Here is a 21,941-nt window from a genome sequence, read left to right on the forward strand (position 1 = left end):
GCCCCGTCGCCGCCGTAGGGCCTCGCCACCGCCGCACGACCCCGCCGCCGCACCGCCGACCGCCACCCCAAGGCCCGACCGCCACCGCACGACCCCGCCGCCGCGGGGCGGCCCAGTCGCCATCGCATGGCTCGGGCGCCCGCAGCATGACCTGGTCGCCTCCGCACAGCCCGGCCGTTGTGGCATGGCTCGGTCGTCACATCACGGTCCGGCTTCACTTGCTGGTCCCATGTCGACTGCGCCAAGATTCGGATGATGCCGGGGTACCGCCCGGAGGGACCAAACGGCGCGCCACCGGCCCCGTCCGTGCCGGGCCGGTGCGTTCGCCGGCGTGATCGGCTCCGGGAGGTGAGATGAGAGCCGCCAACCTGCTGCTGCGGTTCGTGCTCGAGGTGTGCGCCCTCGCCGCCCTGGCCTATGGCGGCTGGCATGTGCCGGGTCCGGTCTGGGTGCGGCTGCTGCTGGCGATCGCGCTACCGCTCGCCGCCGCCCTCATCTGGGCACAGTGGGTGGCGCCCAAGGCGCGCAAGCCGATCCCGGACCCGATCCGGCTCGTGCCCGAGTGGGTCGTCTTCGGCGGGGCCACGGTCACCCTCGCGGTGACCGGACACCCGGTACTCGCGGCACTGCTGGCGGTCCTGGCCGCGCTTAATCGCCTAGCCCTGCATCTGCTGGGCACCACCACGGGCGGCCAGCCCGCAGTCTGACCAGACCCCCTGCCCGCAGCGACCCGGTCCATGGCTGAGCGCGGCCATTCGCGGGTTCTGGTGACCTTGAGTGGTCCGGGACCCCGGACCAGACCGAGCCGGGCCGGCGCCAGGGCCGAGCGGATCGGAGGCAGGCCGTGGCTTGGGCCTCACCGTGGTCCGGGACTCGGACCAGCCCCAGACCGAGCCGAGCCGAGCCGGTGCCAGGGTCGAGTGGGTCGGAGGCAGGCCGTGGCTTGGGCCTCACCGTGGTCCGGGACTCGGACCAGCCCCAGACCGAGCCGAGCCGAGCCGAGCCGGTGCCAGGGTCGAGTGGGTCGGAGGCAGGCCGTGGTTTGGGCCTCACCGTGGGCCGGGCCAGGCTGGTCAGGTGGATTGGAGGCGGCGGGGGCCGGTGTCTGGGCGGGTGCCTGCGCCGCCCATCTCGATCGAGGCGTGCAGGATTGTGAGGCCGTCGGGGCGGGACAGGACCGGGTTCAGGGAGAGGGCGCGGACGTGGGGGTGCTCGTCGGCGAGGCGGCCCACGCGGAGCAGGAGGTCGATCAGGGCCTCGCGGTCGACCGGTTCCGAGCCGCGGTAGCCGTGCAGTAGTGGGGCCGCGCGGGGCTCGTCGACCAGGGCCGCGGCGGCGCGGTCGGTGAGGGGGGCGGCGCGCCAGGCGAGGTCGCCGAGGAGTTCGCTGGCGACGCCGCTGAGGCCGAAGCCGATGACCGGGCCGAACGCCGGGTCCTCGACGACCTCGATCGTGCAGGCCACGCCGGGCGGGGCCATCGACTGGACCAGCAGGTTCGGGCCGAAGGCGGCGACGAGTTCCTGGTGTGCGGCGCGCACGTCGTCCTCGGCGGCGAGGGCCAGGCGGACCGCGCCGAGGTCGAGGCGGTGTCGTAGGGCGCCGCCGGCCGCCTTCAGGGCCACGGGGTAGCCGAGTTCGGCGGCGGCGGCCAGCGCCTCCTCGATGGTCGCGGCGGAGCTCGACGGCTGGACGTGGATGCCGTAGGCCGCGAGCAGTTCGGACGGCGGGCCCTCCAGCTCGTGCGCCGACGGGTCCACGCCGGACAGAGGTGGGAGCACGCCCGGTGGGTGGCGCAGCCAGTCCGCGTAGCCGACGACGCGGGCGAGCGCCCGGACGGCCTCCTCCACCGACGGGTACGCCGGGACGCCGGGCGGGAGCCGGCCCAGCAGGAACGTCGCCACGGTCGGCTTCTCCCCCGCGAGCGCCACGCTGCCCAGCGCCGCGGCGAAGTCGGCGTCCTCGTCCGGGAGCTGGCCGGGCAGGGGCGGGGCGAAGACCACGACCAGGGCGTCGACGCGGTCGTCGACGGCGGCGTCGGCCAGCGCGTCGCCGAAGTCGTGCGCGCCCGCCTGGGGGCTGATGTCGCGCGGGTAGCCCTCGGCGACGGTCAGGCCGGTGGCGTGGCAGGCGGCGACGGCCAGGCCGGACAGCGCCGACGAGTTTCCGACGACGGCCACCCGGCGGCCGGCCGGCAGCGGCTGGTGCGCCAGCAGCAGGCCCACGTCGAAGAGCTCGGCGACGGTGTCGACGCGGATGACGCCGGAGCGGGCGAACAGGGCCGTCACCGCCCTGGTGTCGGGGCCGGGCAGGTCGCCGGCGAGCCCGGCCGGGCGGCTCGCCGAGGCGACCGCGACGACGGGCTTGACCCGGCTCATCCGCCGGGCGAGCCGGGCGAACTTGCGCGGGTTGCCGAACGTCTCGAGGTAGAGCAGGACCGCGTCGGTGCCGGGGTCGTCCTGCCAGTACTGCAGGAGGTCGTTGCCCGAGACGTCCGCGCGGTTGCCCGCCGACACGAAGCTGGACAGGCCGAGGCCGCGGCGGTCCGCCTCGGCCAGCAGGGCGACGCCGAGCGCGCCGGACTGGCTGAAGAAGCCCACCCGGCCCGCCGCCGGCAGCCTCGGCGCGAGTGTGGCGTTCAGCCGCACGGCGGGGTCGGTGTTGGCGATGCCCAGGCAGTTCGGGCCGACCACGCGCAGGCCGGCCGCGTGGGCCGCGTCGATCAGCGCGCGCTGGGCGAGCGCGCCCTCGGCGCCCGCCTCGGCGTAGCCGGCGGAGACGACGACGAGACCGCCCGCGCCCGCCGCCGCGGCGTCGGCCACCGCGTCGGCGACGCCCTCCGGCGGGACGGCGATGATCGCCAGGTCGACGGGGGCGCCGGCCGTGGCCGCCGAGCGGTGTGCCGGCAGGCCGGCCACCCGGTCCGCGCTGCGGTGCACCGGGAAGATGGCGCCGGTGTAGCCGCCGTCGCGCAGGTGGCCCAGCATCGCCGCGCCGATGCCCTGGCCGCTGGCGCTCGCGCCGTAGACGGCGACGGCGCGCGGGTGCAGCAGGCGGGAGATGGACTTCGCCTCGGTCCGGTGCTCGCGGCTCTCCTGCACCTCCCGGGACTTCTCCGTCGGGGCGATCGGGAACTCGAGGTGCACGACGCCGTCGGCGTACTTGCGCTGGATCTGGTAGCCGAAGTCGCTGAAGACGCGGAGCATCCCGGCGTTCTGCGGCAGGACCTCGGCGACGAAGCGGGTGATGCCGTGCTCCTGCGCCGCGTCGGCGAGGTGCTCGAGCAGCACCGAACCGATGCCGCGCCCCTGGTGCGCGTCCTCGACGACGAAGGCGACCTCGGCCTCGGGTGAATCGGGGCCGAGGCGCTCATAGCGGCCGACGCCCATGATGCGAGAGCCGCTGACGATGACGAAGGCCTCGCGGTCGCGGTGGTCGACGTTGACGAAGCGGGCGAGATCGCGCTCCGGGATGCGCGGGTAGGGCGAGAAGTAGCGCAGGTAGCGGGTGCGGTCGCTCATCCGCGAGTGGAGCTCCACGATGGCCGGCGCGTCGTCGGGGTATATCGGGCGCAGCTGCACGGCGCTGCCGTCGGAGAGCAGCACGTCCGCCTCTCTGGTCACCGCGGTCCCCTCTCAGTCCCGGGCATCATGCGGGTCCAGCCCGTGCAGCGGGAAGACCGCCATCCGGGTCGCCATGATGGCCTTGTCGACCGGGTCCGCCGTGGTGCCCGGCTCCCAGCGCTCGACCGGCGGCTCGATGCCGTCGGTCAGGGTGGCCGGGATGTCGGTGCCGGGGCGGCGCTCGGCGGCGAGCTTGCGCCAGGCCGGCGGCGTCGGCGTGCGGGGATCCAGCGGCGCGCCGGTGGCCACCGCCAGCAGGTGGGTCCAGGCCCGGGGCACGACCTCGACCAGCGCATATCCGCCGCCGCCGGTCGCCACCCAGCGGCCGTCGCAGAGCTCGTCGGCGAGCCCGCGCAGCGCGATGTATGCGGCGCGCTGGCCGTCGACGGAGAGCCGGAGGTCGGCCAGGGGGTCGAGGCGATGGGCGTCGGCGCCGCACTGGCTGACGACGATCTGCGGCGAGAACGCGCGCAGCACCGACGGCACGACCGCCCGGAACGCGCGCAGCCAGCCGGCGTCGCCGGTGCCGGGCGGCAGCGCGACGTTGACCGAGCTGCCCTCGGCCCCGGCGCCGCCGCACTCCTCGGGGAAGCCCGTGCCGGGGAAGAGCGCGAGCGGCGACTCGTGCAGGCTGACGGTCAGCACCCGGGGGTCGTCGTAGAACGCGGCCTGCACGCCGTCGCCGTGGTGGACGTCGATGTCGACATAGGCCACCCGCTGCGCGCCGAGGTCGAGCAGGCGCGCGATCGCGACCGCCGGGTCGTTGTAGACGCAGAAGCCGGAGGCGCGGGCCGCCATCGCGTGATGCAGCCCACCCGACACGTTGACGGCGCGGGTGGCGGCGCCGCTCCAGACCGCCTCGGCGGCGGCCAGCGTGGCGCCGCAGATCCGCGCGCTCGCCTCGTGCATGCCGTCGAAGACGGGATTGTCCGGGGTGTTGAGGCCCCAGCCGCGGAAGAACGGGTCGTCCGGCGCGTGCCGGACCGCCTCCAGGTAGTCGGCCCGGTGCACCCGGGTGAGCGCCTCGTCGCCGGCCGGCTCCGGCACCACCACGCGCACGCCGGGCCGATCGAGAACGCCGAGCTCACGGGCCAGCGCCATGGTCAGCTCGACGCGCACGGGATTCATCGGGTGATCTCCCATGTCGTAGGAGAGCAGGGCCTTGTCCCACACCACCGCCGTCGACTCCGCCATGACGGTCATGCTGCCATGGCGGGCCGACATTTTCGGCCGGGTGCCGGTCTCGCCCCTCGCACCTACCGGACGGCGGTTACCCGGGTCCGGTAAGGTCACTTGACCCACCTCGTCGGCGCGAAGTCAACCCCCGGCTGCGAGGTAATATCGCTGCTGGGAGGGCCGCATTGTGAATGATCTCGTCGACACCACCGAGATGTACCTGCGCACGATCCTCGAGCTCGAGGAGGAGGGCGTTCCGCCCCTGCGCGCGAGGATCGCCGAGCGCCTGCACCAGAGTGGCCCCACCGTCAGCCAGACCGTCGCCCGGATGGAGCGCGACGGCCTGCTCACGGTCGAGAACGACCGGCACCTGCTGCTCACCGAGGAGGGCCGGGTGGCCGCCGTCGCGGTGATGCGCAAGCACCGGCTCGCCGAGCTGCTGCTGGTCAACGTCATCGGCATGCCCTACGAGGAGGCGCACGAGGAGGCCTGCCGGTGGGAGCACGTGATGAGCGACTCGGTCGAGCGCAAGGTCTACGAGCTGCTGAACCGGCCGACCCGGTCGCCGTACGGCAATCCGATTCCCGGGCTCGAGGTGCTCGGACTCCCGAGCGACGAGCCGGCGCACACCAGCTCCACTGTGATCAATGCGGGTGAGCGCAACCTCGCGTTCCCCGGCCTGAGCGGCAGCGTGGTCGTCCGGCGGATCTGCGAGAGCGTGCAGACCAACGCGGGCGTGCTGCGGCAGCTGCACGCGGCGGGCATCGACCCGGGCGCGACCGTCACCGTGGCGCAGGAGCGCGACGGCGTGACGATCGACCGCTCCGGCGACAAGATCCGCCTACCGCGCGAGGTCGCGTCCCGGGTGTTCGTCGACGCACGCTGACGCCGCCGCCGGCACGGGCACGCAGGTCAACCGTTGCCCGCCAACGCGGGCACACAGGTCAGCCGTGCCCACCGGCGCGGGCAGACAAATTAGCCGTTGCCCGCCAGCGCGGGCACACAGGTCAGCCGTTGCGTGCTGGCGCCCGCCGGCGCGGGCGTGCGGGTCAGCCCTTGGTGGTGTCCATGGCCTTGGCGAGGGCGAGCAGCTTCGGCGACATCTTGGCGACCTCGTCGTCGTCGGCGCCCTTGGCGAAGGTGTAGCGCAGCGTCTGAAGCTGGGCGGCCTCGCTGAGCCAGCCGATCTCCACCGTCGGGCCGTGGCCGCCGGACGCCTTGGAGACGAGTCGGTAGCCGGACTTGCCGAGGCCCTTGAGCTTCGTGGCCTTCGCCGGGGTGTTCTCCGCGGTGAACATGCCCGCGTCCGCCTTGATGCTCTCGACGACGGAGAGTGCGAGGTAGGGCCACTCCTCACGCTCCGTCTGCACCACGCAGGTCGAGGTGTCGTCGACCTGGTCGGCGGCGGCGACGCTGAACCGTACGCCGATCTTCTCCTCGATGAACGCGTAGTCCCAGAGGATGCAGGCTCCGCCGGCCGAAGCGGCCGGCTGCTCCACGATCTGGACGGGAGGCAGCCCGCCCGCCTCGCTCCGGTTGTCAGAGCAGCCCGCAACGGCGAGCAGCGCCACGGCGGCGCCGAGGGCGTAGAGACGCGAACCCACGAGTTCCTCCAGATAATTCGGGGCACACCGTACTTCGCGCGGGGGCCGCGGCGAAAGTCCGACTCAGACACCATCGACGTACGGACAGTGACGACAGCCACGACTACAGCAGGTGCCGCGGGCGGCCAGGAATCCGGCCGTGAGCACGAACAGCCCGGTCTCCGGATCGAGGTAGCCGGCCTGGCCCGCGGCGAGCGCGGCGGCATGGGCGGCAAGGATCTCGGCGCGGCGCGGGTGATCCGGGGAGAGACGACTCGGATGCGGCTCGGTGAGAGCGCGCGGCGCCGGCTGATCCACGACCGGAGCCTAGCGACTTGACAGTCAACGTCAAGCGGGGCGACGATGATCTGGTGCCGACGAAGAGCGAACTGGTCGAGCAGATCGTCCGGCTTCTCGACATCCGCCTGCTGGACCCGCTCGAGGTCCTGCTGGAGGGCGACGACGCGGTCGAGGCGCTGCGCCGGCTGGTCCGGATCCGCGCCGGCGGGTGGGCCGACCAGATGGTCGGCGGCGACGACACCGCGGCGGCCGGAGCGGCGATCCGGCTGATCGCCATGCTCTACCCCGACGACCGGGCCTTCGACCCGCCGGTGCAGTGGTGGCGGACCCCGCTCGGCGCGGTGGTCGCCCGCCGGGTCGGCCATCCGGCCGCCGAGTCGGTCTCGTACGCGACCGCCGGCGCGATGCTCGGCATCACCCGGCAGGGCGTGCACGACCTGGTCCGGCGCGGCCGGCTGCCCCGCCACCCGGACGGCGGCGTGCCGTCCTCGGCGATCCGCGACCGCCTCCGCGAACGACCCGAATGAACCGCCAGCCGACCCAGTCGGCCCTACCGCTCAGCGAGACGCGACCGACCCCGTCGGCGCCACCGCTTGAAGGGATGCAACCGATCCCGTCGGCGCCACCGCATGAAGACACGCGACCGACCCCGTCGGCGCAACCACTTGAAAACACGCGACCGACCCCGTCGGCGCAACCACTTGAAAACACGCGACCGACCCCGTCGGCGCAACCACTTGAAAACACGCGACCGACCCCGTCGGCGCAACCGCTCGAAAACACGCGACCGACCCCGTCGGCGCAATCGCTTGGAGAGATGCTGTGATCAACGATCGACTGGTCGATGCCGGCGAGCTGCCCATCGCCGTCCGGGACTTCGGGGGCGAGCAGCCTCCGCTGTTGCTGCTGCACGGCGCCGGCGGGAACCTCGCCACGATGACGACGCTGGCCCGGGCGCTGCGGCCACGGCACCGGGTCATCACCATGGACCTGCGCGGGCACGGGCGCTCCGGCGACGGCGCCTGGACCTGGGACGCCGCGCTCGGAGACATCGCCGCGGTGACCGTACAGATGGAATTGATCCGGCCTGCGGTGGTCGGGCATTCGCTCGGCGGGATGCTCGCCGCGCTCTGGGGGCAGCGGCACCCGGAGTCGCCCGGGGTGGTCAGCCTCGACGGCAGCCCGCCGCCCAGCGTGCCCGGGCAGCTGCCCGGGCTCGAGCCGGCGGTCGCGGCGGCCGAGCTGGCCCGGCTGCACACGGTCTTCGACACGCTGCACGCCGGGATGGGGCGCACGATTCCGGCCGAGGAGCTGCCCGACCTGGTCGAGCGGCAGCAGATGGCGGCCCGGGACATGGGCGCCAACGAGAAGGTGTGGATCGAGGGCTTCCGGCGCAACCTGGCGCACCGGGACGGCGAGACGACCATGCGGCCGTCCGCCGGGACCGCGGGCGAGCTGCGTACGCTGATGAACGATCTTGATCTTGGGCCGGTCTATGCCACGACGCCGACGAACACGCTCGCCGTGCTCGCGACCCGGAACCTGCCGGAGCAGGAGCCGTTCGCGGACCTGTACGCGGCGCACCGGCGCTTCCTGCTCGATCAGGCCGAGGCCGGCGCGAAGACGAATCCGCGGATGCGATACCTGCAGCTCGAGGACGCCTCGCACGCCATGGTGGTCGAGCAGCCGGAGCTCCTGGCGTCGCTGATCGGCGACTTCCTCACCGGAGGCCACTGACCGCGGCGGATCAGGGCGTGGCGACCGGCTCGTCCCGTGCGGCACGGCCGACCGGGAGCGGCCGGGCCGCGCCCGAGGCGGCCAGCCCGAGGCCGATCGCGACCAGCACCACCAGCAGCGCCCGCAGCACCCCGAAGTGCTCCGCCAGTAGGCCGATCAGCGGCGGGCCGGCCAGGAAGGCGGCGTAGCCGATCGAGCCCGCCACCGACACCCGGATCGCGGCGCGGAGCGGGTCGTCCGCCGCCGCGCTCATGCCGATCGGGAAGCCCAGCGAGGCGCCGGCGCCCCACAGCAGCGCGCCGACCAGCACCACCGGCACGCCGATGCCGGAGACCGCCAGCAGCAGGCCGAGCAGCGCCGACACGGCAGTGGCGCGCAGCACCGTCACGCGGCCCCAGCGCTCGATCGCAGAGCCGCCGAAGAGGCGGCCCAGGGTCATCGCCACCACGAAGAAGCCGAAGCCGATGGCGCCGACCGTCTCCGTAGCGTGGTAGCCGTCGACCAGACCGATCGCCAGCCAGTCGTTCGCCGCGCCCTCCGTGAAGCCGAAGCCCAGCATGATCACGCCGATCAGCAGGGTGCGTGGCTCGCGCCAGGCGTCACGGACGCGGCCGGCCGTGCGCTGCTCCGCCGTCGCCGGGGTGTGCGGCAGGAAGCGGCGGACCGTCAGGACCATCACGATCGCGGCCAGTGCCGCCATGAGGAAGAGCTGCGTCGACAACGCGACGCCGGTCGCCGCGGCGGCGGCGCTGACGCCCGCGCCGGCCACGGTGCCGATGCTGAAGCCGGCATGAAAACGGGGCATGAGGGTACGGCCGAGGCGACGCTCGACGTCCGCGCCCTCGACGTTCATCGCCACGTCCCAGGTGCTGTTGCCGACGCCGAGCAGCATCAGGCCCACGCCCGCCAGTGGCACCGAGCCGAGCAGGGTTCCGCCCGCCAGGCCGAGCAGGCCCAGCACCACGGCCATGCTGCCGAGCAGGACCGCGCGGGCCGGGCCGAGGCGCTGCACCAGCGGCCCGGCCAGCGGGATCGCCGCGATGGCCGCGCCGGAGAGGCAGAGCAGCAGCAGGCCGAGCCCGGCCGAGCTCAGTCCCAGGTCCTCGCGGACCGCGGGCACCCTCGCGAACCAGCCGGCGAACCCGAGGCCGTTGATGGCGAAAGTGATCCCGACGGCGACCTTGGCGGCCTCGAGGCGGGGGCGGTCCAGGTCGGCATCGGTCACATTCGAAACTTAACCGTTAAAGTGTCGAACCGTAACCCTGCCGAACAGTGACGCGCGGCTCCCTACCGCTCCGGGTAGCGCTGGGCGTACACGGTCGGCGGCTCGCCGAACATCGCGGTGAAGTCGCGGGTGAAGTGCGCCTGGTCGGCGTAGCCGAGCTCGCCGGCCAGCCGGGCCCAGTCGACGTCCGCGCCCGCGGCGAGCCGCTCGCCGACCTCGTGCAGGCGGTAGCGGCGGATCACCCACTTCGGACCGAGCCCGACGTAGTCGGCGAAGAGCCGCTGCAGCCGGCGCACGCCCAGGCCGGCCCGGTCGGCGAGCTCGTCGACGCGGGTGAGCCGCGGCTCGGCCTGCGCCAGGGCCACCACGGCGGCGGCCCGCTCGGCCAGCGGATCGGCCGCCGGCCGGACGGCACGCAGGAAGGCGTCCACCTCCTCGGCCGCGCCCCGCGGCAGGTCCGGCCCGAACACCTCGGCGGCGGGCAGCGAACGGCCGGTGATGGTCGAGACCGGCGCGCCGAGGAACGGCCGGAAGCAGCCGGGGCGGAAGGTCACGCCGAACACCCGGCCGCGGCCCTCGAGGACGCGGACGACGTGCCCGCGCTCCGGGCCGCGCACGATCGCGGCGCCGTCCAGGAACGTCAGGTACACGCACGGATAGGGCACGATCTTCTGCCGGTACGGCTCCTGGCCGCGCAAATCCCACTCGGCGAACCAGTACCGGGATACGAAGGCGGCGAGGTCGGGCGGCGGGTCGGCGTACCCGTGATGCTGGAAGGCGGCCCACGCGCCGCGCAGCTCGCGCGCGTCCCTGACCATCACCGAAGCCTAGCGTCGCGTTCCTTCAAGACGGCCCGGCGGCGGACGCCTACCCTCGGTGGGCATGCGGGAACACGAACTCATCGCCCTCACGGCGCCGCCGACAGCGGCCGTCGTCCGCGCCATCCGGCCCGAGCAGTTCGGCGCGCGGACGCCGTGCGACGAATTCGACGTCGGCGGCCTGATCGAGCACCTGCTGCACTGGGGGCCGGCGCTCGCCCAGGCCAGCCGCAACTCGGACGGCGAGATGTCGCCGGACGGCGATCCGCGGGTGCGGCTGGAACGCCAGATCGAGCAGCTCGTCGCGGCCTGGTCGGCGCCGTCGGCCTGGGAGGGCACGGCCACGATGGGCGGGCCACACGAGATACCCGCGCGGATGATCGGCGGGATGGTCCTCGTCGAGTACGTGGTGCACGGGTGGGACCTGGCCCGTGCCACCGGCCAGGACGTGAGCTGGGATCCCGGGCTGCTGGACTTCCTGCACGACGAGGTGGCGGCGACAGCCGGGCTCGGGCGCGAGATGAAGGCGTACGGCGAGGAGGTGCCGGTGCCGCCGACGGCCCCGACGCTGGACCGGATGCTCGGCCTGACCGGCCGCGATCCCGCCTGGACCGACCCGGCCGGCTGAACGGCCGTTGCCTCCGGTACCCAGAAGGTCGTGTCGTACCCCCGTGCGACGCTCCCCGGCATGCCCGGACCTCGCTTGCGCGTCCGCTCCGACTTCACCCTGCGCCTGCTGCTGGAGAAGATCGTCGAGTACGGCCTTTCCGACCACGTCCGCAACCTCGTCGAGGACGCGCAGCGGCACATGGGAAACCGCAGTCCCTATCGCGGCGGCCGCACGCTCACCGATCTGCTGCGTCAGGCTCACACCGCAGCCCGCGCCGAAGACGACCTGGACACCGCCGGTCGGTTGGAGGACGCCCTGTACTCCTCGGGCCGTATCCCGGTGCCTGAGGAGACCGAGAGTGGTCCTCAGCTAGACATGCTCGGATCGATGCACGCCGGGCAGGACAACTGGTGTCAGGGGACGGTCCGCCCCTCATGCAGATTCGTCGGTGCCGAGCACGAGGGCCGCGCCGATCGACTCTCGTGCAGGCACGGGGAACTGCGTCGGGACGACATCGACCGAATTGCCTTAAGGCTGTTTGGTGGCGCTAGAAGCGTCCGAGCGCACTGCGGCGAGGGCAGCAACGGAGCTGATCACGGCGACGGCCGCCTCCCGGCTCCAAACAAACTGGTTGGCCTTCGCGTCTCCGTGCGCCGGAGGACTCGCCAGCGAGAACAGGGCATGGCGAAGTAGAGCGAAACGCTGGTCCTGGGTCCGATCGTTCGGGGCGATGTCAGTGATCGCCTTCATGGCGGCATTGTTGGCCTGGAGGTCGCCAAAGACAGTGTCAGCCACCTCGATGGCGCGGCGCGCGTCGACGACGGCCTTCGCCGGTTGCCCGTCAGTGATCAGCTTGACCGCATCGCGCAGCAGCTTGGCGACCTCATGGGCACTCGGGTCCAGCAGTGGTACCGGCATCACGACGGCCAAAGAGGTGTGCGCGGTGAGACCGGCTAGCAGCTCGGCCCACTGCGAGGCGGTGTACGTGAGGGTGTGCGTGCCATGTGCGACTGGCCATCCACCAGCCGTTGAGGCGAGAGCGTTGTTTCGTCGACCCCGGCGAGGTGGGGACGGTTCGTCCGCGGGAAGCCCGCCGGTCAGCGTTGCGGCGAACTCGAGGTCCAGGCGGACACTGCCGTCCGCGGCCGCGCGTCGCTGTTCGATGAGCGCGAGCTGATCGTCGCGCATCTCGAGCACTAGATTCGAGGAGAACGGCTCGGCGTAGACGGCGAACGGCTTCTCCGTCGTCCAACGCCCGAGGTAGTCACGCGATGTGCTGGTCACCAGCCACGCGGTCCCACCGAGCGCGACAGACGTCCCGACCGGCAGCGTGTTGCGGCTGTCGATCCGCATGCCGACGGTGAAGCGGTGGACTCCGGCACCGCCGAGAAGCCACGCACGTTCATCAAAGGCGACCCAGAGACCGAGCTTGCGCCCGGTGTCGAACAGAAGTGGAATCACGATGCTCACAAGCAGTCAGCTTGCGTGTTATCCCAACCGAACGCCAGCGGGAAACGCCGTGGACAGCGCTCGTGACCTATCGGACCTCATGATTAAGGGTAAGCCGTCGACGACCTCGAGCAGCGCATCAGCGCCCCGATTGCCGACGACTATCGGGCCTACCGGCCCACCAGAGCGGCAGCCGGCCGAAGACCAACAGTCACTCGTACGGCAAGTCCGCCGCACGCTGCGGAGCATCCTCGTTCCCATACGTCGGGCTTCTCTCGCGTACCTTCAGCATGACCCAGGCGATCTGCGGGATGGTGATGTCGTGCCGATTGGTCTCGGCCCGAATCGTGGCGCTGATCCGCGACGGATCCCACTGCGGATACTGGGCGGTGATTCGCCGTACCAGATCTTCGGCTTCGACGGTGGGTGGTGCCGTCATACCGGCGGCAAGCTCCGACAGTGACGCCGGCGCGATCGGGTGGGGCTGAGGGAGAAACGGGTCGCCGAAGTAGGCCATGAGCACCTCCGCCTCGTGCCGTCCGATACTCACAACGCTAGGAAACGGCGCTGGCGCCGGTCCACGACCGATCCCCTGGCAGGCTCCTGCCGTCTTCTGGCGGCACCCCGCCGCACCCGTCGCGGCAGGGGCCGGTGCGGCATGATCCTGGTCCAGAGCGAGATCCGCCGGCAGAGAGGACTCCCCTGCGGTGGCCGTCCGCGTCGCGGTCGTCGACCCGTTGCCGATGTTTCGGCACGGCGTCACGGCGATCCTGTCTGCCGACGGCCATGCGGTCGACACGCCTGACGAGCCGGTGGCGTGGGCCTCGCGGCACAGTTCCGCCCTGGTACTGCTGACCCTGGCCCGAGAAGCAGACTGGCGTCTGCTCACTCGCCTGGGTGAGGTGCCTGGACCACCGGCTGTTATCGGCCTGATCGAAGGCGTCCCGGCGGTACTGGGTACCAGGGCGATCCGTAGCGGCGCCCGCTCGGTGCTGCCGCGTGACGCGGCCGCGCCGTTGCTGCGGCGAACCGTCGAGGCCACCATCGACGGGCAGTCGGTGATGCCAGCGGTGTTGATGACCGCTGTGCTGGGCTCGACCGCCGACACAACACCTGTGCCGACGGCCGGCGCGGTGTGGCTTCGCGAGCTCGCCGCAGGCAGAACGGTTGCCCAACTCGCCGCGCAGAGCGGCTATTCGGAGCGGGCGATGTTCCGCCTGCTACGGGCGCTGTACCGGCAGATGGGAGCCGGCAGCCGGGTGGAGGCGATCATGCGGGCCCGGGAATGGGGCTGGCTTTAGCCGTCGCCAAGCCGGGCGATGACTGGTGCCAGCTGCCCGGCCGGCGTGCCTGTCGCATCGAGGGTCCTCAGCAAGAACTGCAGTCGATCCGTCAGCCCACGGGCCCTGGCATGGACTCGCACCTGATCGCTGCCACTGATGGCTTCGATCGCCGCGTCGAGGGTGTCGCGGCGCCCGAGCAGACGGCCGCAGCGCGCGAAGGCCTCGAAGTCTCGTGTGGAGAAATTCTGGGGATCGTCCTTCAAGCGTTCGGTGGCCGTAGTGAGCAGCCGGTCGAACCACGCCGGGGCGGCATCGGGTTCGGTGAGCCGGGTGGCCAGCGCCAGTAAGGCCAGCACGGCCAGCGGTTGCTGTGGCCTGCGGTAGTGGTAGGCCCGCCTGATCTGCCGCGCCGCCTCCCGGAAGTCGCCCCGCTGCAGATGCGCAACGCACAACGTCGTGCGGGCCCGGCGCAGGACGGACGCGTTTTCCAACCGCAGTGCGAGGTCGACCGCCTCGTGGGCGAGACGCACCGCCTCGTCGACGGATCCGCGCTTGAGGTTGGCGCCCAGCAGCAAATCGGCTTCGCTCTCGAGGCAGGCGGCGATCAGCGCGTACTCGTTGCGCTCGGTGGCCATCTGCATGGCCGAGGCCAGCCATGTCCGGGCGGCGTCCAGGTCAGCAAGCTCGGCGAACCAGCGCACCAGCCGCAAGATGATCGTGAGCCGTCGGTCGTCGGCGATCCCGGGCAGGTCCAACGCCGCCCGGGCCTGGGCGACGGCACCCTCGTAGTCGCCGTGCCGGCGGCAGCAGTACGCCAGGCCCTCAAGCGCCCCGGCGTGCCCTGCCTGATCACCCGCCGCGAGCGCCTCCTGGCGGGCGTAGGCGAACTCTGTCCCGGCGCGTCCCGTCCGGTTCGCGGCGAGATTCAGCAGGCCGAGGTTGTTGTGGAGTGCGACTGCGTCGGAGGCCCTGCCGTCTTGGTGGGCTAGTTTCAGAGCGCAACCGTATACCTCGTCGGCTTTCTCGAGCTGGCCGCTGGCGTAGTAGATGCTCGCGATGGCGTTCTCGTTGGACAGCCGGTCCTCGGGATGCTCTAGCTCGTCGCGGACCGCCAGGCGCTGTTGCAGCAGTAGATAGCTGCAGTTCCAGACCCGCAGCACCTTGTCGATCTCATTAATTACGCTGTGTGCCGCGGCGGGCTCGCTCCCACCAATCAGCGCCTCGACTTCCGCGAACGGGATCCTGAGGTCCTCCACGGTCCGCGGTGCGGACACACGAAGGCCGTAAAGCGTGTTCGCCGCCCGAACCCGCAGTCTTCGCCCTTCGGAGACCGGTAGGCGCGAGAGGATGATCCCGGCATCAGCGGGTGGCAGGAAGACGTCGCCACCGCTGGCCCTGCGCAGAACCTGCCCTTTCTGCAGAGACTTCACCGCCCGCGTCACCTGATCAAGTGACCACGTGCCGGCCAGCAGGTCCGCGATCGCGGAGGACGGCACGGCGGTGTCGAACGCCGCGACCGCATGCAGGACGTCGCGCCGCCATTCGTCGACCGTTTCGATCAGAAGTCCGGTGATGTGCGACGCCACCGCATCCTCGACGTCGCGCGGCAATCCATCGACGACGGACTGCAGGTCGACCGCGCTGCCGCAGACGATCGCGCAGACCAGCTCACCCAGGCGTGGGTTGCCCTGCAAACGCTGCCACAGCTTCCGCTTCTGGTCATCCGGTAGCGCGTCGAGTTCGAGCATCCCGTTGTAGTCCCGGGTGCGTAGGAAGGCGAGGAACTGCAGCAGCCCGACTCGGCCCACCACGATCGGTTCGTCGACTTCCGGCCACCCGGAGCCGGACGGCGAGACCGGATCCTGCTGCGTCGCGAGCACGATCGAGACCCGGCGATCCGGCTCATCGCTGAGCATCGCGAACGCCTCGTCGAGGTCCCGGTCGACCAACACCCGGCTGCGCGGATCCAGCAGACTCTCCGCGGAGTCGACCGCCACGACCACTGGTGGGCCGCCGAGGTCATCCAGCACGGCCTCGAGCCGCACCAGCGACGACCTGCCCACAGCCGGCCTGCCCGGTAACGGCTCGCCGCCGATCAGGTCGATCAGGGTGCGCACGTCGAGCCGTCGGTGCCGCGACGCCAGATACTTTCGGATGTGCACGCTGCGCTCGTCAACGTCGCCGTTCTGCAGCGCCCGAAGCGTCACGTCGAGCAACTTCGTCTTGCCCATCCCGGGGCGGCCCCGGACCACGACCATGCCGAACGGGCCGACGGCCAGACGAGTCCGCAGCCTCCGGTGCTGTTCCTCACGCCCGAGCAGATCGGCAGTGGTGACGCCCGGGTCACCGGACTGGCCCGGGCTCTGATCACCGGGAGCCTCTGCCTGCTGCGAGGAAGGGCCCGCATCGGCGGGACGGGCCGGGCTTAGCGCGTTACCGTACTCGGAAAGAAGGCGCGCGGCTGCGGCGGCCGCCAGCTCGAAGCACCATTGTTTCGCCTCCTGCTCGAGTTCCTGCGCCCTGACCAGGGAGCTGGCTTCGAGATGGAGCTTGCGTCCCAGATGGACGAGGGCCGCTCCGATGAGGCCGACCAGGCACTGTGGTTCCCACGAATCGCCCAGGCCGCTGCCTACTGAGAGGCCGGAGCCGACAGCGTCGTAGATCGCAAGGCTGATGTCATGAAATTCGCTGATCCGTCGGGAGTGCGGACCGTAGGGGTTCACCATGGCATCGATGCATTCGCGCCTGCGGTTGCGCACCTCCGCAAAATTGTCCAGCGCCAACGCCACGAGCAGGTGCATCGGATCGTTGGCCAGCGGCACGTCTCCGGCGAAGTGGTCGTAGTCGATCAGCCAGAAATCGGTGGCAGGCTCCGGATTAGCCTGCAGCAGAATGTTACGAGCGCTTAGATCCCCGTGGGCCTTACCGATTTGCACGTCCAAGACCAGTTCGGCGTGTTCCCCACGCAGAAACGACCTCGGGTCGTCGCTCAGAGGTCTCGATGGCGTCCACGCACGCACGTCTTGCGCGCGCCGGTCGACGATGGCCTCGACGACCTGTCTGACGGTCCTGCTTTCCAACTTGATGCCTGCTTGGTTCCAGTCGGCGATCACCGAACGGACGACGGCACCGCACCGCTGATGAAAGTCCCGGTCCTCTCGCAACTTCGCCAACGCCTGGTACCGGGAGAGCTTGTCGCCGGCGACATGCATGAACACGATCAGCCTGCCGCCCGCGAGCGGTAGCGGCGGCTCCTCTGTCGCCGCCAGATGTTCCCGGCAGAACGAGTCTCGGTCGTCCCACCCCTCGGCCAGCCGGTCAGCGCGATCCGCCGACGCGCAGAACTTCAGAACAACTTGATCGTCATGGCCGCGCCTCTTCCGACGCTGAACGCGGGCGACCGGACTTCCGCTGCGCCCAGAGCCGAACCACTCCTTGAAGACCAGGTTGTAGGACTGGCCTCGGAGAGCCCGCGCGAGTTCATCGACACATGCCTGACCGTCCTCGTCGAGGCCTTCTTTCCACCGCTCCGGTTCGACGAGTTCGCCCCACATGCTCACCCCCGGCCTCGCTGACGCACTGTCGTCAACTTATGTGCTGAGCGCGATCAACTGAATAGGCTGAAGGCCCAATCCCATCGAAGGAGCACAATGTCTGATCAGCTGTCCGACACTGCCAAGGCCAGAAGGGACCTCCTCTGGGGGATGTACGCGGATCTGCGCCTGCACTCCCGGCATGCCGAGACGCTGCGCTCCAACGTCGTCAACTTCATGATCGTCGTCGCGTCCTTGCTGATCGCGGCGATCGCGGCCGACGGGCACGTGCGGCCGCCGGACCTCGTGCTGTGCCTCGGGGTGGTGTGTGTCGGCCTGCTCGGTCTCGGGTTTGCCGCGTCCTACACCGAGCTGCACGAGCGCAACCGGCGCCGTGCCATGCGTCTGCGAGACGCCCTCGACGCCGAGTTCCTCACCGGCTCGGAACCCGACATTGAGGATCTGCTCGAGGAGTCGGACCGCTCACACGAGGCCAGTCGGCTCTACCGGTGGAGCCGTGCCCTCACCGGCAGCACCCAGCGGTTCTGGTTCGCCCTTCCGGTCCTGGTGCTCATCACGGGCATTGTATTGACGGCGGTGGCGGCATGAACCTGGACGCATTTGCGGCCAACTACCTTCATTTGCCGAACTTTAGATAGGGACAACCCGCTGGCGGTGCACTCATCGCGCAGCTGGCAACATCGTTCGTGTTCGTCACCGACCCGCCTGGCTTCGGGCTTCGGTGGTCGCGCCGCTCGCCTGTGCGCCTATCTGTCTGAATGGAAGGAACCGGCATCGCTGCGAAGATCTGCCGCCGGCTCGTCGAGGTGCCGCACGTTGGCCGGGAGCAACACTCGCGCAGCACCAGGTTCGTTCGCAGCCGCAGTTGCCTCCAACCAATACGTTGCATTAGACGCATCATTATGCAACTGGGCTGATGGACGTCCATCACCCCCTAATACGACACGCAAAGGGCGGTCCCGGATGACTCCGGGACCGCCCTTTGCCTGCTGTTTCACTGCTCACATGAGTCGCGAGCTATGTTACGTCTCACGCAATGGCGGAAGGTTTCAGCTGCAGCCTGAGGTGGAGCCGCAGCCCTCGCAGACGTAGCAGCTTCCGGCCGGGCGCATCTTCGTGCCGCAGGTGAAGCAGAGCGGCGCGTCGGCCGAGGTGCCCAGGACGGCCTCCAGCAACTCGGTCGAGGAGCCGATCGACGGCGGGGTGCCCTTCTCGATTTCGGCCGTGGGGGTCGAGGCCGCCGGGGCGGAGGCCGCGCCGACCGGGGCGGACACCGGGGCGGAGGCCGCCATGCCGGCCAGGTCGATGCCGGCGGCCTCGGCCGCCGCCTCGGCCTGGATCTGCGCCGCGCGCTCCTTGGCGGTGAAGATGCCCAGCTCGGCGCGGGTGTCGTACGGCAGGAAGTCCAGCGCGAGGCGGCGGAAGATGTAGTCCATCACCGACGCCGCCATGCGGATGTCCGGGTCGTCGGTCATGCCGGCCGGCTCGAAGCGCATGTTGGTGAACTTGCTGACGTAGGTCTCCAGCGGCACGCCGTACTGGAGGCCGATCGAGATCGCCACCGAGAACGCGTCCATGACGCCGGCCAGGGTCGAGCCCTGCTTCGACATCTTCAGGAAGACCTCGCCGAGGCCGTCGTCCGGGTAGGACGACGCGGTCAGGTAGCCCTCGGCGCCGCCGACCGAGAAGGAGACCGTCTCCGACGGGCGCTTCTTCGGCAGGCGCTTGCGGACCGGGCGGTACTCGATGACCTTCTCGACGACCGGCTCGACCGCGGCGACGGGTGCCGCGGCGGCGGCCACCTTCGGCTTGGCCGCCGAGAGCGGCTGGCCGACCTTGCAGTTGTCGCGGTAGATGGCGAGGGCCTTGAGGCCGAGCTTCCAGCCCTGGTAGTGCACGTTCTCGATGTCCTCGACGGTCGCCGACTCCGGCATGTTGATCGTCTTGGAGATCGCGCCCGAGATGAACGGCTGCACGGCCGCCATCATCCGCACGTGGCCCATCGGGGCGATGGACCGCTCGCCCATGGCGCAGTCGAAGACCGGGTAGTGCTCCGGCTTGAGGCCGGGCGCGTCGACGACGATGCCGTGGTCGGCGATGTGCTCGACGATCGCCTCGACCTGCTCCTCGGGGTAGCCGAGGCTGCGCAGGGCGCGCGGGACCGTCTGGTTGACGATCTGCATCGAGCCGCCGCCGACGAGCTTCTTGAACTTGACCAGGGCCAGGTCGGGCTCGACGCCGGTGGTGTCGCAGTCCATCATCAGGCCGATGGTGCCGGTCGGCGCGAGCACGGAGGCCTGCGCGTTGCGCCAGCCGTTCTTCTCGCCGATCTTGTTGCCCTGCTGCCACTGCTTGGTGGCCTCGCGCACCACCGCGGTGGCGACGGCGCCGGACGGGCGGATCTCGTCGTTCGCCGAGGCGTGCTTGCGCATGACCCGCTTGTGCGCGTCGGCGTTGCGGGCGTAGCCGTCGTACGCGCCGACGACGCCGGCCACCTCGGCGGAGCGGCGGTAGGCCACACCGGTCATCAGCGAGGTGATGGCGGCGGCCAGGCCGCGGCCGCCGTCGGAGTCGTACGGCAGGCCGGAGGCCATCAGCAGCGCGCCGAGGTTCGCGTACCCGATGCCGAGCTGGCGGTAGGCGCGCGTGGTCTCGCCGATCCGCTTGGTCGGGAAGTCGGCGAAGCAGATCGAGATGTCCATCGCGGTGATGACGAACTCGACGCTCTTGACGAACTTCTCGACCTCGAAGCCGCCGTCGGCCTTCAGGAACTTCATCAGGTTGAGCGAGGCGAGGTTGCAGGACGAGTCGTCCAGCGACATGTACTCCGAGCACGGGTTGGACGCGGTGATGCGGCCGGTCTCCGGGTTGGTGTGCCAGTCGTTGATCGTGTCGTCGTACTGCAGGCCGGGGTCGGCGCACTCCCACGCGGCCTTGGCGATCTCGGTGAACAGGCGCTTGGCGTCGATGGTCTCGATCGTCTCGCCGTTCATCCGGCCGCGGAGGTCGAACGTGCCGCCCTCCTCGACCGCGCGCATGAACTCGTCGCTGACCCGCACCGAGTTGTTGGCGTTCTGGTACTGCACCGAGACGATGTCGCTGCCGCCGAGGTCCATGTCGAACCCGGCGTCGCGCAGGGCCCGGATCTTGTCCTCCTCTCGGGCCTTGGTGGTGACGAACTCCTCGATGTCGGGGTGGTCGACGTCGAGGATCACCATCTTGGCCGCGCGGCGGGTCGCCCCGCCGGACTTGATCGTGCCGGCGCTGGCGTCCGCGCCGCGCATGAAGCTGACCGGGCCGCTGGCCGTGCCGCCGGAGGAGAGCAGCTCCTTGGAGGAGCGGATCCGGGAGAGGTTGACCCCGGAGCCGGAGCCGCCCTTGAAGATCAGCCCCTCCTCCTTGTACCAGTCCAGGATGGAGTCCATCGAGTCGTCGACGGACAGGATGAAGCACGCGCTGACCTGCTGCGGCGACGCGGTGCCGACGTTGAACCAGACCGGCGAGTTGAAGCTGAACACCTGGTGCAGCAGCATCCAGGTCAGCTCGTGGTCGAAGAGCTCGGCGTCGCCCGGGTTGGCGAAGTAACCGTGGTCCTCGCCCGCCTTGCGGTAGGTCTGCACGACCCGGTCGATGAGCTGCTTGAGCGACCACTCGCGCTCCGGCGTGCCGACCGCACCCCGGAAGTACTTCGTGGTGACGATGTTGGCGGCGTTGACGCTCCACGCGGCGGGGTACTCGACGCCGCGCTGCTCGAAGTTGATCGAGCCGTCCCGCCAGTTCGTCATGACGACGTCGCGGCGCTCCCACTCGACCTCGTCGTACGGGTGGACGCCCTCGGTCGTCCAGACCCGCTCGATCCGCAGCCCCCCGGCCGTGGCGCCCCCGTTGCTCGCGCGATTGCGCTGCCTGCCTGCTGTCATGCCGTCACCGGCCATTTGGTGCTCCCCCTCGATTGCTTCCTGCATCAAGCTTTTCCTGAGCGCTGGTCTTCGGCGGCCGGTTGCCGGGCCGTGCGGCGACCAGGTGCCGCTCGGCCGCCTCGCCGGCGATGGCCGCCTCACGCAGCTCGGTGATCTCACGTTCGAACTCGTCCAGCGAGTCGAAGGACTTGTAGACGCTCGCGAAGCGGAGGTAGGCCACCTGGTCCAGCTCGCGCAGCGGCGTGAGGATCGCGAGGCCCACGTCGTGGCTCGGCACCTCCGCCGCGCCCTTGGCCCGGATGGTCTCCTCGACCCGCTGCGCGAGCAGCGCGATCGAGTCCTCGTCGACCGGTCGGCCCTGACAGGCCTTGCGAACGCCACTCATGATCTTGGTCCGACTGAAGGGCTCGGTGACGCCGTTGCGCTTCACGATCGCCAGCACGGCCTCCTCGACCGTGGTGAACCGCTTACCGCATTCGGGGCACGACCGCCGGCGACGGATCAACTGGCCGTCGTCAGCCTCACGCGAGTCGACCACCCGCGAGTCGGCGTGCCGGCAGTACGGACACCGCACCGAAACTCCCCCTGTCACCGGGTCCGGCCACCCGGGCAGGGAACGGGACGGCAGGGCGCCTCACGGGCACGCCGAACGACAGCCCCGCGGCG

18 protein-coding genes are annotated in these 21,941 nt (G+C 70.8%); 7 read left to right on the forward strand and 11 right to left on the reverse strand.

Translation table 11 applies throughout. The features are described 5' to 3' along the window. Window positions 1–353: 353 nt before the first annotated feature. A complete protein-coding gene (locus tag ACIBSW_RS00820; protein ID WP_354723687.1) occupies window positions 354–707 on the forward strand; it encodes a YrdB family protein in 354 nt (117 codons plus the stop codon). Window positions 708–1,073: 366 nt separating this feature from the next. Here the strand turns inward: ACIBSW_RS00820 and ACIBSW_RS00825 are convergent, their stop codons facing one another. Together ACIBSW_RS00825 and ACIBSW_RS00830 are read right to left on the reverse strand one after the other, a co-directional pair. Beyond that, window positions 1,074–3,620: a GNAT family N-acetyltransferase gene (locus ACIBSW_RS00825; RefSeq protein WP_354723685.1), complete on the reverse strand. Its 2,547-nt coding sequence runs from the start codon at window positions 3,618–3,620 to the stop codon at window positions 1,074–1,076. Window positions 3,621–3,632: 12 nt separating this feature from the next. Further along, complete coding sequence (locus ACIBSW_RS00830) at window positions 3,633–4,814, reverse strand: acetoin utilization protein AcuC (protein ID WP_354723695.1); 1,182 nt, start codon at window positions 4,812–4,814, stop codon at window positions 3,633–3,635. 166 nt (window positions 4,815–4,980) lie between these two features. Here ACIBSW_RS00830 and ACIBSW_RS00835 point away from each other — a divergent pair, with 166 nt between their 5' ends. Next, the gene (locus ACIBSW_RS00835) at window positions 4,981–5,682 is read left to right on the forward strand and encodes a metal-dependent transcriptional regulator (RefSeq protein ID WP_354723693.1); all 702 of its coding nucleotides are present in this window, start codon (window positions 4,981–4,983) and stop codon (window positions 5,680–5,682) included. A 163-nt stretch (window positions 5,683–5,845) separates the two neighbouring features. Here ACIBSW_RS00835 and ACIBSW_RS00840 read toward each other — a convergent pair whose 3' ends face one another. After that, complete coding sequence (locus ACIBSW_RS00840; protein WP_354723683.1) at window positions 5,846–6,400, reverse strand: hypothetical protein; 555 nt, start codon at window positions 6,398–6,400, stop codon at window positions 5,846–5,848. 63 nt (window positions 6,401–6,463) lie between these two features. Continuing rightward, a complete protein-coding gene (locus tag ACIBSW_RS00845) occupies window positions 6,464–6,697 on the reverse strand; it encodes a DUF5522 domain-containing protein (RefSeq protein ID WP_354723682.1) in 234 nt (77 codons plus the stop codon). A 17-nt stretch (window positions 6,698–6,714) separates the two neighbouring features. Here ACIBSW_RS00845 and ACIBSW_RS00850 point away from each other — a divergent pair, with 17 nt between their 5' ends. Continuing rightward, a complete protein-coding gene (locus ACIBSW_RS00850; RefSeq protein WP_354723680.1) occupies window positions 6,715–7,206 on the forward strand; it encodes a hypothetical protein in 492 nt (163 codons plus the stop codon). A 295-nt stretch (window positions 7,207–7,501) separates the two neighbouring features. Beyond that, window positions 7,502–8,416, forward strand: a complete 915-nt coding sequence (locus ACIBSW_RS00855; protein WP_354723678.1) for an alpha/beta hydrolase — start codon at window positions 7,502–7,504, stop codon at window positions 8,414–8,416. 10 nt (window positions 8,417–8,426) lie between these two features. Here the strand turns inward: ACIBSW_RS00855 and ACIBSW_RS00860 are convergent, their stop codons facing one another. Both ACIBSW_RS00860 and ACIBSW_RS00865 read right to left on the reverse strand, forming a co-directional pair. Continuing rightward, a complete protein-coding gene (locus ACIBSW_RS00860; protein WP_354723676.1) occupies window positions 8,427–9,641 on the reverse strand; it encodes an MFS transporter in 1,215 nt (404 codons plus the stop codon). A gap of 62 nt (window positions 9,642–9,703) precedes the next feature. Beyond that, the gene (locus tag ACIBSW_RS00865) at window positions 9,704–10,459 is read right to left on the reverse strand and encodes a helix-turn-helix domain-containing protein (RefSeq protein WP_354723674.1); all 756 of its coding nucleotides are present in this window, start codon (window positions 10,457–10,459) and stop codon (window positions 9,704–9,706) included. A gap of 64 nt (window positions 10,460–10,523) precedes the next feature. Between ACIBSW_RS00865 and ACIBSW_RS00870 the strand changes: the two genes are divergently transcribed. After that, on the forward strand, window positions 10,524–11,087 hold the full coding sequence (locus ACIBSW_RS00870) for a TIGR03086 family metal-binding protein (protein ID WP_354723672.1): 564 nt from the start codon (window positions 10,524–10,526) through the stop codon (window positions 11,085–11,087). 510 nt (window positions 11,088–11,597) lie between these two features. Here ACIBSW_RS00870 and ACIBSW_RS00875 read toward each other — a convergent pair. Further along, complete coding sequence (locus ACIBSW_RS00875) at window positions 11,598–12,539, reverse strand: hypothetical protein (protein ID WP_354723670.1); 942 nt, start codon at window positions 12,537–12,539, stop codon at window positions 11,598–11,600. A gap of 190 nt (window positions 12,540–12,729) precedes the next feature. Beyond that, window positions 12,730–13,035: a hypothetical protein gene (locus ACIBSW_RS00880; RefSeq protein WP_354723668.1), complete on the reverse strand. Its 306-nt coding sequence runs from the start codon at window positions 13,033–13,035 to the stop codon at window positions 12,730–12,732. Window positions 13,036–13,225: 190 nt separating this feature from the next. Between ACIBSW_RS00880 and ACIBSW_RS00885 the strand changes: the two genes are divergently transcribed. Then, a complete protein-coding gene (locus ACIBSW_RS00885) occupies window positions 13,226–13,819 on the forward strand; it encodes a DNA-binding response regulator (protein ID WP_354723666.1) in 594 nt (197 codons plus the stop codon). On the opposite strand, the gene ACIBSW_RS00890 is transcribed toward ACIBSW_RS00885, so the two are convergent. Further along, a complete protein-coding gene (locus ACIBSW_RS00890) occupies window positions 13,816–17,355 on the reverse strand; it encodes a hypothetical protein (protein WP_354723664.1) in 3,540 nt (1,179 codons plus the stop codon). The two genes, ACIBSW_RS00885 and ACIBSW_RS00890, sit on opposite strands and share 4 nt — an antisense overlap. Window positions 17,356–17,451: 96 nt before the next feature. On the opposite strand from ACIBSW_RS00890, the gene ACIBSW_RS00895 reads away from it, so the two are divergent. Then, the gene (locus ACIBSW_RS00895) at window positions 17,452–17,943 is read left to right on the forward strand and encodes a hypothetical protein (protein ID WP_354723662.1); all 492 of its coding nucleotides are present in this window, start codon (window positions 17,452–17,454) and stop codon (window positions 17,941–17,943) included. A 461-nt stretch (window positions 17,944–18,404) separates the two neighbouring features. Here ACIBSW_RS00895 and ACIBSW_RS00900 read toward each other — a convergent pair whose 3' ends face one another. Both ACIBSW_RS00900 and nrdR read right to left on the reverse strand, forming a co-directional pair. Further along, a complete protein-coding gene (locus ACIBSW_RS00900) occupies window positions 18,405–21,290 on the reverse strand; it encodes a vitamin B12-dependent ribonucleotide reductase (protein WP_354723660.1) in 2,886 nt (961 codons plus the stop codon). Beyond that, complete coding sequence (nrdR, locus tag ACIBSW_RS00905) at window positions 21,280–21,849, reverse strand: transcriptional regulator NrdR (protein WP_354723658.1); 570 nt, start codon at window positions 21,847–21,849, stop codon at window positions 21,280–21,282. Before nrdR ends, ACIBSW_RS00900 begins: the two co-directional genes overlap by 11 nt. Window positions 21,850–21,941 lie beyond the last annotated feature (92 nt).

Source organism: Actinoplanes sp. NPDC049668, from assembly GCF_044465445.1.
Taxonomy (GTDB): domain Bacteria; phylum Actinomycetota; class Actinomycetes; order Mycobacteriales; family Micromonosporaceae; genus Actinoplanes.

Excerpts from the sequence above, each read along its gene's own strand:
- ACIBSW_RS00900 (WP_354723660.1), bottom strand. The coding sequence starts at position 21,290 with ATGGCCGGTGACGGCATGACAGCAGGCAGGCAGCGCAATCGCGCGAGC.
- ACIBSW_RS00820 (WP_354723687.1), top strand. The coding sequence starts at position 354 with ATGAGAGCCGCCAACCTGCTGCTGCGGTTCGTGCTCGAGGTGTGCGCC.
- ACIBSW_RS00880 (WP_354723668.1), bottom strand. The coding sequence starts at position 13,035 with ATGGCCTACTTCGGCGACCCGTTTCTCCCTCAGCCCCACCCGATCGCG.
- ACIBSW_RS00830 (WP_354723695.1), bottom strand. The coding sequence starts at position 4,814 with ATGGCGGAGTCGACGGCGGTGGTGTGGGACAAGGCCCTGCTCTCCTAC.
- ACIBSW_RS00890 (WP_354723664.1), bottom strand. The coding sequence starts at position 17,355 with ATGTGGGGCGAACTCGTCGAACCGGAGCGGTGGAAAGAAGGCCTCGAC.
- ACIBSW_RS00895 (WP_354723662.1), top strand. The coding sequence starts at position 17,452 with ATGTCTGATCAGCTGTCCGACACTGCCAAGGCCAGAAGGGACCTCCTC.
- ACIBSW_RS00865 (WP_354723674.1), bottom strand. The coding sequence starts at position 10,459 with ATGGTCAGGGACGCGCGCGAGCTGCGCGGCGCGTGGGCCGCCTTCCAG.
- ACIBSW_RS00870 (WP_354723672.1), top strand. The coding sequence starts at position 10,524 with ATGCGGGAACACGAACTCATCGCCCTCACGGCGCCGCCGACAGCGGCC.